General features: G+C 71.6%; 12 protein-coding genes. 5 read left to right on the top strand and 7 right to left on the bottom strand.

The window, feature by feature from the left end; translation table 11 throughout:
- Window positions 1-87: 87 nt before the first annotated feature.
- Together EJ357_RS14380 and EJ357_RS14375 are read right to left on the bottom strand one after the other, a co-directional pair.
- Window positions 88-1,242 carry a glycosyltransferase family 4 protein gene (locus EJ357_RS14380; RefSeq protein WP_126391992.1) on the bottom strand — a complete coding sequence of 385 codons (1,155 nt, stop codon included), beginning with the start codon at window positions 1,240-1,242 and terminating at the stop codon, window positions 88-90.
- Window positions 1,243-1,459: 217 nt separating this feature from the next.
- Complete coding sequence (locus tag EJ357_RS14375) at window positions 1,460-2,446, bottom strand: DUF3068 domain-containing protein (RefSeq protein ID WP_126391991.1); 987 nt, start codon at window positions 2,444-2,446, stop codon at window positions 1,460-1,462.
- Between the two features lie 244 nt (window positions 2,447-2,690).
- On the opposite strand from EJ357_RS14375, the gene EJ357_RS48275 reads away from it, so the two are divergent.
- Window positions 2,691-2,843: a hypothetical protein gene (locus EJ357_RS48275; RefSeq protein ID WP_167348315.1), complete on the top strand. Its 153-nt coding sequence runs from the start codon at window positions 2,691-2,693 to the stop codon at window positions 2,841-2,843.
- 2 nt (window positions 2,844-2,845) lie between these two features.
- Window positions 2,846-4,102, top strand: a complete 1,257-nt coding sequence (locus EJ357_RS14370; RefSeq protein ID WP_126391990.1) for a helix-turn-helix domain-containing protein — start codon at window positions 2,846-2,848, stop codon at window positions 4,100-4,102.
- Window positions 4,103-4,326: 224 nt separating this feature from the next.
- Here EJ357_RS14370 and EJ357_RS48270 read toward each other — a convergent pair whose 3' ends face one another.
- Entirely contained in the window at window positions 4,327-4,854 is a 528-nt protein-coding gene (locus EJ357_RS48270) for a hypothetical protein (protein WP_175647392.1), read from the bottom strand.
- Between the two features lie 64 nt (window positions 4,855-4,918).
- Window positions 4,919-5,542: a DUF2269 family protein gene (locus EJ357_RS14360; RefSeq protein ID WP_228473065.1), complete on the bottom strand. Its 624-nt coding sequence runs from the start codon at window positions 5,540-5,542 to the stop codon at window positions 4,919-4,921.
- Between the two features lie 153 nt (window positions 5,543-5,695).
- Between EJ357_RS14360 and EJ357_RS14350 the strand changes: the two genes are divergently transcribed.
- The 3 genes from EJ357_RS14350 to EJ357_RS14340 all read left to right on the top strand — a co-directional run bounded on the left by EJ357_RS14350 (window position 5,696) and on the right by EJ357_RS14340 (window position 7,909).
- A complete protein-coding gene (locus EJ357_RS14350; RefSeq protein WP_126391988.1) occupies window positions 5,696-6,166 on the top strand; it encodes a hypothetical protein in 471 nt (156 codons plus the stop codon).
- A 121-nt stretch (window positions 6,167-6,287) separates the two neighbouring features.
- Window positions 6,288-7,061, top strand: coding sequence for an IclR family transcriptional regulator (locus tag EJ357_RS14345; protein ID WP_126391987.1), 774 nt, complete (start codon window positions 6,288-6,290; stop codon window positions 7,059-7,061).
- Window positions 7,058-7,909, top strand: coding sequence for an SMP-30/gluconolactonase/LRE family protein (locus EJ357_RS14340; protein ID WP_126391986.1), 852 nt, complete (start codon window positions 7,058-7,060; stop codon window positions 7,907-7,909). The genes EJ357_RS14345 and EJ357_RS14340 overlap by 4 nt, the downstream gene beginning before the upstream one ends.
- 53 nt (window positions 7,910-7,962) lie before the next feature.
- Here the strand turns inward: EJ357_RS14340 and EJ357_RS14335 are convergent, their stop codons facing one another.
- The 3 genes from EJ357_RS14335 to EJ357_RS14325 all read right to left on the bottom strand — a co-directional run bounded on the left by EJ357_RS14335 (window position 7,963) and on the right by EJ357_RS14325 (window position 11,359).
- Window positions 7,963-9,405 (bottom strand): NAD(P)/FAD-dependent oxidoreductase, encoded by a 1,443-nt coding sequence (locus tag EJ357_RS14335; RefSeq protein WP_126399482.1) that lies wholly within the window; start codon window positions 9,403-9,405, stop codon window positions 7,963-7,965.
- A 59-nt stretch (window positions 9,406-9,464) separates the two neighbouring features.
- Window positions 9,465-10,652 carry an MAB_1171c family putative transporter gene (locus EJ357_RS14330; RefSeq protein ID WP_126399480.1) on the bottom strand — a complete coding sequence of 396 codons (1,188 nt, stop codon included), beginning with the start codon at window positions 10,650-10,652 and terminating at the stop codon, window positions 9,465-9,467.
- A gap of 65 nt (window positions 10,653-10,717) precedes the next feature.
- Complete coding sequence (locus EJ357_RS14325; RefSeq protein ID WP_175647391.1) at window positions 10,718-11,359, bottom strand: toxin-antitoxin system, toxin component family protein; 642 nt, start codon at window positions 11,357-11,359, stop codon at window positions 10,718-10,720.
- Between the last annotated feature and the right edge of the window lie 60 nt (window positions 11,360-11,419).

Here is an 11,419-nt window from a genome sequence, read left to right as displayed (position 1 = left end):
TGACATTTGCGGCTCCGCCGCGTGGGCGCGACAAGCCACGACGGTCCCGCAGTCGCGAGACAACCTCACCGACACGGCGTCCAGGCGTCACGGCGCCCCATCCCGCCGCACGGCCTCCGAGGCCACGGCAAGAAATTGCCGCACACTCCGATCCCACCGATACCGCGCGGACCGATCCCGCGCGGCCTTCCCCATCAGCTTCCGCCGATGCCCGGACAACGCCAGCGTGCACCAAGCGGCGGCGAACGAGGACTCCCCGTGCGCGAGCACTCCGGTCTCCCCGTCCACGACGGAATCCCGAAGCCCAGGAACGTCAAAGGCAACGGTCGGCGTCTCCCGAGTCGCGGCCTCGGTCACGACAAGCCCCCACCCCTCAACGGCAGAGGGATGCATCAGCATCCAGGCCTCGCACAGCAGCCGGTGCTTCTCGGCCTCGGAGACATGCCCGGTGAACTCGACGCCGGGCCCGGCCAGCCGCTCCAGCCGCTGACGCTCGGGCCCGTCCCCGACGATGACGAGCCGCCCGCCGGTGACGGGCCGCACCCGCTCCCACAACCGCAGCAGCAGATCGATCCGCTTGTACTCGACGAGCCGCCCGACGGCGACGAACAACGGCTCCGAGGACCGATCGGCACGCGGCCCCGGCTCCTCCACCCCGTTGTGCACGACACGGATGCGCTCCCGCTCGACGCCGATCCCGCGCAGCGCCTGCGCCGTGGACGGCGACACGGCGACCAGCAGACTCCGCCGCTGCGCCCCGGTCAGCGCCCAGTGCTCAAGTCTTCGGCCGAGCCGGGCGGCAGGCGCCAGCGCCCCGCCGAACCGCATCTTCCACAGATCGGTGTGCACATGGTTGACCAGGGTCAGGGTCGGCCCGCGATGCCACAGGGGGGCGAAGTACGGCATTCCGTTGCAGACCTCGACGAGCAGATCGCAGTCGCCGACCTGACGGGCGAAGGCGGACCTGGCGCGCAGGAAGTGGCCGTAGGAACCGCCGGCCGACACGACCCGGTAGTCGCGGTAGGCCGCGGGGCCTCCGCACAGCAGGGTGACCTGGTGGCCGAGCCGGGTCAGCCCGTCGGCAAGCCGGTCGACCAGCAGCTCGGAACCGCCGGCGGCCTCGTTGCCCAGGTCACGATGGGCGAGAAAAACGATTCGGCGCGGATGTGGGGGGTGCGCAGGGGAGTGCTGCGGTGCCAAGGGGAGACTGGCGCGCAGCGGGGAGGGCACGTGCTGGGGCATGGGTGCTCCAACTCGTCTCAGGGTGCGGAACTCGGCGTGGGGGAGGGAGGGTTTGGGTTCCTGTGGGGGAAACCGAGTTTTGTGGGTCTCTTGGGGTCACTTTGCGTGGGGTGTGGACAGGCTGTGTCCGGGTGGGGTTGGACAGTTTTCGCCCAGCCGTTCGCCAGGGCTACTCACCGGCGTGACAATTTCCGGCTTTATTAGAGCTGACGTCACGTCACATTGTGAGCGAGGGCTGGGGCATCTCGACCGTACCGGTGGATTCCGGCCGCTTCCGCCCCCGTACCAACAAAACGCCACCCACCACCGCAAGGGCGAATCCCGCCACAGCAGTCCCGACCGGCAGCGTCTCGCTCACCATGCGCAGCATCCCGCTGTCCTGTTTCGCCTGCCGCACGGCCTCCTTCTGCGTGGCCGGCGTGAAAGCGATCTTCTCGCTGTCCAGCAGCACCGCGGCGTCCTTGTCGCCGCCGGGCGCCCGCAGCGTGCGGCGCGGACCGGTCTGGGCGTAGATCACCCGTCCCGTGCGCTGGTCCACGACCAGCTTGAACCCGTGGTTGGAGTACCACTCCTCGGCCAGCACCTGCGGCCGGTCCGGCTCGTCGACGATGCTGCCGGGGACGAGCCGGGTGCCGACCTTGCGGGGCGCGACCGTGGCGGTGAACCGGTAGCCGGTGTAGCCCTGGATCTTCTCGGTGCCGTCGTACCGCATGGTGACCGTGGTCCCGCCGGTGTTGTCCCACCACTGGTAGGAGCGTTTCTGCACGTCGAACGGGAACTTCAGATAGGCCTCGCCCTCGATGTACGGCGTCTCCTTGCAGCAGTGCACCGGCTTGGTGGTCCTGCGGTCCATCACCCAGCGATGCGGGGTGAAGTCCAGCGCGTCGTGCGGGTCGGCGGCCGGCAGCGACTTGTCCGTGTCGACGGTGGTGATCACGTCCCAGACGGCGTTGCCGCTGCGCTCACTTTCCGCCACATTGCCGCGCACCCGCTGGGTGACGGTGATGTTCTGGTCCGGAACGGTCTCGATCTTGTCAGTGTCGAAGACACTTCCGGTGCCCTTGTAAACGGCTGTGGTGTCGATGTCGATGGGGTTCACGGCGGCACGCGGGGTCACGTACCAGGCCAGCATGGGCGCCAGTACCAGCAGAAACGTGCCGATGCCCAGCAGGATCAACGAGAGAGGTGAGGCGGTACGGCGCATCCGGCACTCCTGGGGGTTGACGCACACTTCGGTGCACGGTCGTTGCCTGGCCGTTCTTGGGCCGGGAACCGTAGGCGCAGCTTGACTGAGTGTCAATGTCTTGACGCGCTGTCACAGCTTGTCGAGACTGGGCCCACACGCAAGGGTTGGGATCGGGCTGTCGGTACCGGGGTGGGGACGACTTCCGGGACCTCCGGTACCTCCGGGAACTCCGGAACCTCCGGACAGAGAGGCTGACCCTGCGATGTCCAGACTGCTCGCCGCCGCGCTGACCGTCGCGCTCGCCGCCGTGCTCGCGGTGGGCGCCGCGCTCGGCGTCGTCGCGCTGCTGGAAGCGACGCCCGACCAGCCGAACACACCCTTGATCACGTACGAGCAAGCGGGCCAGGGGAGTTGACCGTGGCCGCGACCCGCTCCACGACCTCCCCGGCCGCCCCGACCGTGTCCACTCGCTCGGCCTGGCATGACGTACCCCGCTTCCAGGTACGCCGTTTCGCGGAACTGGCCATGGCCGACGCCCCCGCCCTCGCCGAGGAGATCCTCAGCGAGATCCAGCGCGAGTACCCGCATCTGCCCGTCGTCCTCGACGAGTCGGGCGAGCCGATGGCCCTGGTCGGCATCCGGCGCGCGATCGAGGTCTTCGTCCAGCACCTGGAGACGTCGGAGGGCCGCCCGACCGTCCCGCCGGGCGTCTTCCAGGAGTTCGGCCGCGGCGAGGGCCTGCACGGGCGCTCCCTGGACTCTCTCCAGGCGATCTACCGGATGGGCGTACGGCTGGCCTGGCGCCGTTTCGCCGAGATCGGCCAGCGCGTCGACATCCCGCCGCCCGCGATGTACGAGCTGGTGGACGCGGGGTACGAGTACCTGGACGGCCTCGTCGACCAGTCGGTGCGCGGCTACGCGGAGGCGGCGGCACGACAGGCCGGCGAGCGGTTACGCCTGCAACGCCGCCTGATGGAACTGCTGTTGGCCGAACACCACCGGGGCGATCCGGCGGACGCCCTGACGGAGCGGGCGGCCCGGATCGGCTGGCCGCTGCCCGAGAAGGTCGCGGTGGGCGTGCTGTTGCGCCCGGCGCGGGAGGCCGTGGCGCCGGCGGTGGGGCAGGGGGTGCTGCTCGACATGGAGTACGAGCAGCCGCGCATGGTCGTCCCCGAGCCGGAAGCCGGCGGCCGCCCCGAGCTGCTGCACCGGGCCCTGACCGGCTGGTCGGGCGCGATCGGCCCCCCGGTTGCCCTCGCCGACGCGGCGAAGTCACTGCGCTGGGCCGAGGCCGCCGTACGCCTGATGGAACGACGGCTGCTGCCGGCCGGCGACGTCCTGTACTGCACGGAGCACACGGAGGCGCTGGTCCTCCTGCAGCCCGAGGAGCTGATCGACGACTTGGCGGTGCGGTGCCTGGCGCCGCTGGAGCACTGCGGGCCCACGCATGGGCGGCGGCTCGCCGAGACGTTACTGGCGTGGCTGGAGATCCGGGGCGGGGCGCCGGAGGTGGCGGCCCGCCTGGGGGTTCATCCCCAGACGGTCCGCTATCGGCTGCGCCAGATCCGGGAGTTGTGGGGCGACGAGATGGACGACCCGGACCGGCGCTTCGAGTTGGAGCTGGTGCTGCGGGCGCAGCGGTTGAGGGGGGTGCTGGGGGAGACGCGCCGATAAGTGCTGATCGATGCTCATTGGCGCTGATCGGCGCTGATCGGCGCCGATCTATGGGATCTGTGGCCCCCGGGCACTTGGAGTAGGCCACTGGAGGGTGGAGCGGTTCTTGACTGCCCAGCCGACGATGGCGGCCGTCCACTTCCCGAACTGCTTCTTCGAGGCGGTGTGGATCTGGTCGCGCAGGTATCAACGCGACGACGGCGACGAGTACCGTGTCGGGACCGTCACCAGCCGAACTCGGGGGGCCCGACCACCCGTGCGCCGACCCGCTCGGCCAGCCAGTCGGCCCGCGCGTCGTGGCCGGGGCGGCCGTGGACGAAGACGGTGTGCTCGGGTGCCCATTCCTCGCAGTGGATGTCGTGGCTGTTGCACGCGACTTCCAGCTCCGCGTACTTGTACTCCTCGTCCAGCCCGAGCTCCGGAACCGGGGGCCACTTCAGGTTGTGCCAGAGGACGAAGCAGCGTTGGATCGCCATGCCGGTCGCGAGGACGTCACGGGCCTGGGCGACGGTCTCGATCCCCACGGACACCTTGACGGGGAACCGGGCGCCGTTGCTCCCGTACGACGTGGCCCGGGCATCGGGGAAGGCGTCGGTCAGCCGCCCCAGCTCGCTCTCGCTGTGCACCCGGGCATCCAGATAGCACCAGGTCGGGTCGTACCAGGACGCGACCGCCAGCAACCTCTCCGCGAGGTCCAGCGCCTCGCCCAGGTCCGTGGTCCGCAGCACGGGCCACGCACGTGTGTTCCCCATGCGCGCATCCTGCCAGGGCCGCGGAGAGGCGAGCAGCTCATTAAATGGAGAGGCGAGCAGCCGATCAAGCGGCCTGGCGGGCGGCCTCGCCGGCTCCGCGACGGGGCCGGGCGGACGCGGCGCGCAGCCTCCGCCCCCGCCGGGTCAGCCCCCAGGGCTTGAGGATCGAGATCACCGCCATGAAGACGTACGCGGACAGCGACACGATCGGCCCGAACAGCACGTCACCGGCATCGGGCAGCGGCCCGCCCGCGGCGACGGCGCCGACCGCGGAGTTCACGCCCGGGCGCAGGGCGAAGACGGTGGCGGTGGTCGTGGCCAGGGTCACCCAGAACTTGACGTAGACCCACCGGTGCCGCGCCAGCCCCCACTGCGTGCCCAGAGCCAGCACGAGCCCGCTGACCAGCGTGAGGAACGCGACCGGCAGCAGCAGCCAGTCGGCGAACAGCTTCATGGCCCGCACGGACGCCTCCACGGTCACGGCGGCCCCGGTCGAGCCCGCGGTGATCCCGAGCGCGAGCAGCCCGAGCGTGAGCCCGAGCCAGCTCGCGGAGGCGACGACATGGACGACGAGGAGGGCCCGGCGCGCGGGACGGCTCAGTTTCCGGGAAGACGCGGAAGACGCGGGAGACGCGGGAGACGCGGAAGACGCGGAAGACGCGGAGGTCGTGCCAGACGCGGAAGACATGGAAGGAGACATGGACAACACCGTGCCGGGCGGGGACGGTGAGGACGTCTGACGGCGGGAGTAACCCCGCGTACTGGCGTGGGAGTACCCGACGACACCCCGACTGCTCCGCCCTGGCTGAAGAGCCCCGGCTCTCGAACAGAGGAGACCCTGATGCGCCACCCGACACCCCACCCCGCCATGCGACAGCTGGACGTGTTCGTCGGCGAGTGGGACCTGTGGGCCGCCGACCGCACCGTCGGCCCCGTCCGAACGGATTTCGCCTGGCTGGAGGGCGGCGCCTTCCTCGCCCAGCACGCGGACGTCGACCCCGACACCTCCCTCCCCGGCGAGTGGGCCACCCACGCCCCCTTCCCCACGGTCACCTTGATCGGCTACGACGACACGGCCGAGGAATTCACCGTCCTCTACGCCGACGGCCGGGGCGTCTCCCGCGTCTACCGGGGCAGCTTCACCGACCGAACCTGGCGCCAGTGGCGCTCGGCCCCCGGCTTCCACCAACGCCTCACCGCCACCATCAGCCCCGACGGCACCACGGCCGAGGGCCGCTGGGAGCAGTCGGCCGACGGGGAGGAGTGGACGACGGACTTCGATGTGACGTATGTGCGGGCGGGGAAGTCGTAGAGCGGAACTCGCAGGCCCATTGCCGGGGGAAACGCAATTTGAGTAGCCTGTGTTCGTTATCCCGATCGGCTGTTGAAATCTCGAACGCAGCCTCACTCACACCCAAGGGAGGGGGCCGGACGTGGGACGCCTTGTACCAGCCGTGACCCGGGCTCTCGACATTCTTGAGCTCTTCCTCGACGGGGACGGCACGCTCTCCGCCCCCGACATCGTGCGCAAGCTCCAGCTGCCGCGCACCACCGTGCACGAGCTGGTGACCACGCTTGCCGCCCGGTCGTACATCGTCCCCGTGCCGGGTCAGCCGGGACGGTACCGGCTCGGTGTGCGGCCGTACCAGCTCGGCAGCCGGTACGCCGAGCAGCTCGACCTCGCGGCCGAGGGGCAGCAGGTCGCGCGGTCCGTCGCCGAGACCTGCGACGAGACCGTACACGTGGCCATCCTCGAGGGCACCGACGTCATCTACATCGCCAAGGTCGACTCGACGCACGCGGTGCGGATGGTGTCGGCCGCCGGGCGCCGGCTGCCCGCGCACTGCACCTCCGTCGGCAAGATGCTGCTGGCCTCCCTTCCCGAGTCCGAGCTCACCGCACGGATCCCCGACAGTGCCGAGCTCGTCGGCATGACACCGAACAGCATCACCGACCCCGGCGCTCTGCGCGAGGCCCTTGCCGGGATTCGTGAGCGGGGGATCGCCGTCGAGAGCCGGGAGTCCAACCCGGACGTCTCGTGCGTGGCGGCACCGGTGCACGACCGGACCGGCAAGGTCGTCGCCGCGCTCTCCATCTCCGTGCCCATGATCCGCTGGAGCGACGACCGCCGCGTCGAGCTGGAGCAGCTCGCCGCCAAGGGCGCCGCGGAGCTGTCGGAGCGCCTCGGGCACCGGAGCGTGGCATGAGCGCGACGGCGTACGAGGTCGCCGTGCGGGCCGAAGCCGAGCTCGGTGAGGGGCCGACCTGGGACCCGGACAGCGGGCGGCTGCTGTGGATCGACATCCTGGGGTCCCGGATCCACACCTACGACCCGGTCTCCGGGCGCCGCTCCGTCCGTACGGCCCCGCAGCACGTCGGCGCCGTAAAGCCGCGTGTCGGCGGCGGGCTCGTCCTGAACCTCCGGGACGGCGTCGGGCTGCTGGACGCCGACGACAGCTTCCGCTGGCTGCACCACGAGCCCGTCCCCGGCCGCCGCGCCAACGACGCCGCCGTCGCCCCCGACGGCTCCCTGTGGGCCGGCACGATGCGCTACGACGAGGCGCCGGGCGGCGGCACCCTGTCCCGGTTCACCGGTGACGGCCCGGTCGACGTGGTCCTCGACGACGTGGCGGTCAGCAACGGCACGGGCTGGAGCCCTGACGGGCGGCTCATGTACTACATCGACTCGCCGACGCGCCGTGTCGACGTCTTCGACCACGAGGGCGGGCGCGTCGCGAACCGGCGGCCGTTCGTGACGGTCGAGGACGGGGCCGGGTTCCCCGACGGGCTCACCGTCGACGCCGAGGGCTGCGTCTGGGTGGCCCTGTGGGAGGGCGCGGCCGTACGCCGGTACACGCCGACCGGCGAGCTGGACCGGGTGATCCCGCTTCCGGTACCCCGGGTCACGGCATGCGCGTTCGCCGGGCCCGACCTGACCGACCTGTACATCACGACGGCCCGCGTGGGACTGGCCTCGCCGCCCGCGCTGGCCGGGTCGGTGTTCGTGGTGCCGGGCGCGGGGAAGGGGCTGGCCCAACCGGCGTTCGCCGGCTGAGCCGCCTTAGGTGCCTCAGGTGCCTCAGGTGCCCGGGGCGCGGCCGCGGGTAGTTACCGCAGCCCTCCCGCCTTCATCTCCTCCGCGGTCAACGGCGGCCCGCTCAGCGCAGGTCTGAGCGGGCCGACCAGCGCCGCCAGCAGCACCGACGGAGCCAGCAGCACCTCCGCGCCGCGCTCCAGGGACGTCACATCCGTCACCCGCCGGGCGATCCGTCCGTTTCCGGTGGCCGTGTACATCAGTCGGCCGACGTACGCGGCCACGAGCCGCTCCCTGAGTGTGGGCCCGTGTTCCGTGGCGCCCGGGTAGAACACGTCCTGCCCGATGGCCATGTCCCACGCCGCGCCGACCGGACGGGCCACCGCCCGCTGCACCGCGCGTGCCACTCCTGGCGCGGCCCAGCCCTGACGGCGTATCACATCCCGCAGGATCAGGGCGCTTTGGGCGGCGACCGCCAGGCCGTGCCCGTACACCGGGTTGAACGCGGCGAGCGCGTCGCCGAGGACGACGAAGTTCTCCGGCCACGCAGGCATCCGCTCGTAGAAGTACCGGCGGTTGACCGTGCTCCGGGTGACCGACACGTCGGACAGCGGCTCGGCGTTGTCGAGCAGCTCGCCGATCAGCGGGTGCCGCAGTTCCTCGCGGGCGAACCGGACGAAGTCGTCGGCGTCGGCGGAGGGTTCGCCGCCCCGGGTGCCGCACAGCGTGGCGATCCACCGCCCGTCCTCGATGGGCAGCAGGAAGCCCGCCCGGCCGGGCCCCCCGTCACGCGGGTCGGGCTGCACGTTGATCACCGGGAAGCCGTCCCGGGCCGGCTCGGGGGCGAGGTAGAGCCGACTGGCGTACACCAGGCCGGAGTCGACCTCGCGCCGCTCCGGTGCGGGCAGCCCGAGTGCCGTCAGCCACCTGGGCGCCCCGGACCCGCGCCCGGTGGCGTCGACGACCAGGTCGGCCTCCAGGGTGCGTTCGGCGCCGTCGTGCGTCCGGATCCGTACGCCGCTCACGGCGGCGGACGTACGGGCGGCGGACGTACGGGCTGACGTGGGGGCTGACGTGCGGGCGGATGCATCGGCGGACGTACTGGCATCCGGCCCGGTGTCCATGCCCGCGTCCATGCCGACCAGCCCGAACGCTTCGGCCCGCTCGACCAGTTCGATCCGCTCGTCCGCGAGGACCTGCGCGCGGATCGTCGCGTCCAGCAGGTCCCGCCCGGCCAGGATCACATGGTGCGACTCGGGCCAGCGCCGGAACCAGCCCCACGCCGACAGGGCGACCATGTCCGTCGTGACCGGCAGCCGGTGTGCCCCGGCGTCGTGGAGCGCCTCGGTGATCCCGGGCAGCAGCTTCGCCACGGCCTGTGCTCCGCCCGACCACAGCATGTGGGCGTGCCGCGCCTGCGGCAGGCCCTTGCGGGGCGCGGCTCCCTCCGGCAGGGCGTCGCGTTCGACGACGACGACACGGTCCACGAACTCGGCCAGTGCGCGGGCCGCGAGCATGCCGGTATGGGATCCCCCGAGGACGACCGCGGTTCTGGCCTCGGGAGTGTGGTGTTCAGTCATGCGCGAGCTTTCTCTGCCAGGGCGGCCGCGCGGGCGCGTACCGCCTTGATGTCGTCGGGGTGGCGGAGGGCTCGGGACACGGCCTGGATCTCCCGCAGCAGATACGCGGTGTCCGGGCCGGACGGCGAGGCGGTGCTCTCCGCCTCGGGGGAACGCTTCCGGGTGTCGACGGCGTCCAGGATCGTCACGGCCGCGGTGAGGGCCTCGGCCCGGGCGGGCGGGAAACCGAGCGCCAGGGCCGCTTCGTACGACCGGCCGCGCAGGTCCTCGTCGAGGTGCCGGGACACCTGGAGGAGCCCGTCGCGGATGAACGTCTCGCGGCGGATCAGGCGTAGTTCGCCGGTGCCGCGCAGGGCGAAGGGCTCGCGGCCGCCGGTGACGGAGCGCATCAGCAGATAGAGGGGCCGCAGCCGCAGGCGGTGCAGCCGGATCCGCCAGCGCTCGTGCAGGTACTGGCCGGCGTGCGGGATGATGAAGCCCACCGCGACCAGCGAGGCGGAGACGCAGGCGGCCGACGGCGCCAGGTCGGTGCTGAGCCAGTCCAGGTCGTGGCCCGTCCACCGGGCGACCACCGCGGTGAGTTTGGACGCGTCGAACAGCAGATTCGTCGCGTAGCCGACACCCAGGAACCTGAGCCCCCAGCGCAGCCAGGCGTCGAGGCCGTCGGTGCGGATCCAGTTCCAGATCAGCCGGGCCGTGACGGCGCAGGCCACGGTGTGCGCGAGGAGATAGAGCAGGATCATCTCGCGCATGAAGGGCGTGGTGGCGTAGTACGTGTCGAGGTCCCGCAGGCGTTCCACGGGGGCGTCGGCGAGCGCGAAGAGCCCCCACAGGGCGGCGACGACACCCGCGTACACGGAGACGACCCAGCGGGTCGCGCGGCGCGTCGCGGTCGAGCCGTCGGAGAGGCCGTTGCGCCAGGCGATGATCAGCAGCAGCCAGGACGCGCACAGCGCGGTGAGCAGGGAGTACACCCAGGGCGCCGAGATGTTCGGCACGCCGGTGACGCGGTTGGTCCAGGCGATGGTGTCCGGGGCCGCGAAGACGAACACGGCGCAGGCGAACAGCAGCAGTCCGCCGACGGCGCGCAGCAGAGGGTCCCGCCACATCTTGACGATGCTCGGCAGCTTGATCGCCAGGGCGGCGGTCAGGATGACGGTCGGGATCCAGAAGGAGATGTACATGTCGCCGAGGAGACCGGCGGAACCGGTGGGGTCCTGCGCCGCCTGAACCGCCTGGAACGCCCCGGTCACCGCGCCGGCCCCCTGCTCCTGTCGCCGCGTCCGCTTCCGCTCCCGTTTCCGCGATACCCCATCGACCGCTGCACGGGCCCGAGCGGCGCGTCCGCGCCCCGCCCCGACAGCAACGGCCGGAAGGCGGCGGCCAGTCGGTGCCCGAAGTCGTCGGCCTCGGCCTCGTGCCGCTCCCGGGAGCCGTCGCGGGCGGCCACCGCCAGGGCGATGTCCTTCCACCCGGGCCGGTCGGCGAGGGCGTGCACGGCCGCCGTACCGGCGGTGTGGTCGTGACCGTGCCCGGCGTGCAGATGCCACAACTCATGGCCGAGGATGACCAGTTGCTGCACCGCTTCGGCCCGCTCCTCGACGATGACCAGGTCGAAGTCCTGGAACTCCACCCACAGCCCGGTCACTTCGATCTCGTCGGGGAACCGCTCGAACCGCAGCTCGACGGGCCGCCCACCGCGCCGCCCGCTCATCTCCGCGCACAGCGCGTGGCACAACTCGCGTACGTCGGCCGGGGGGTGAGGTCTGGCTCGTACGGTCGCGCTCAGCTCGGAAGCCAGGTCGCGCATGGTCGAGGCGCGGTGTGAGCGCCGAGACCGCAGCATGGAAGCGACCCGGGCCGCCCATGCGCGCGCGCCCGCGATGTTCATCGCACCCCCTGTTCCTCCGCCGCTCGGCGGGCTGTTCGAGCGTACGCGTCCCGACGTGCC

Source organism: Streptomyces cyaneochromogenes (genome assembly GCF_003963535.1).
Taxonomy (GTDB): domain Bacteria; phylum Actinomycetota; class Actinomycetes; order Streptomycetales; family Streptomycetaceae; genus Streptomyces; species Streptomyces shaanxiensis.
This window is presented reverse-complemented; position numbering and strand designations above follow the sequence as displayed.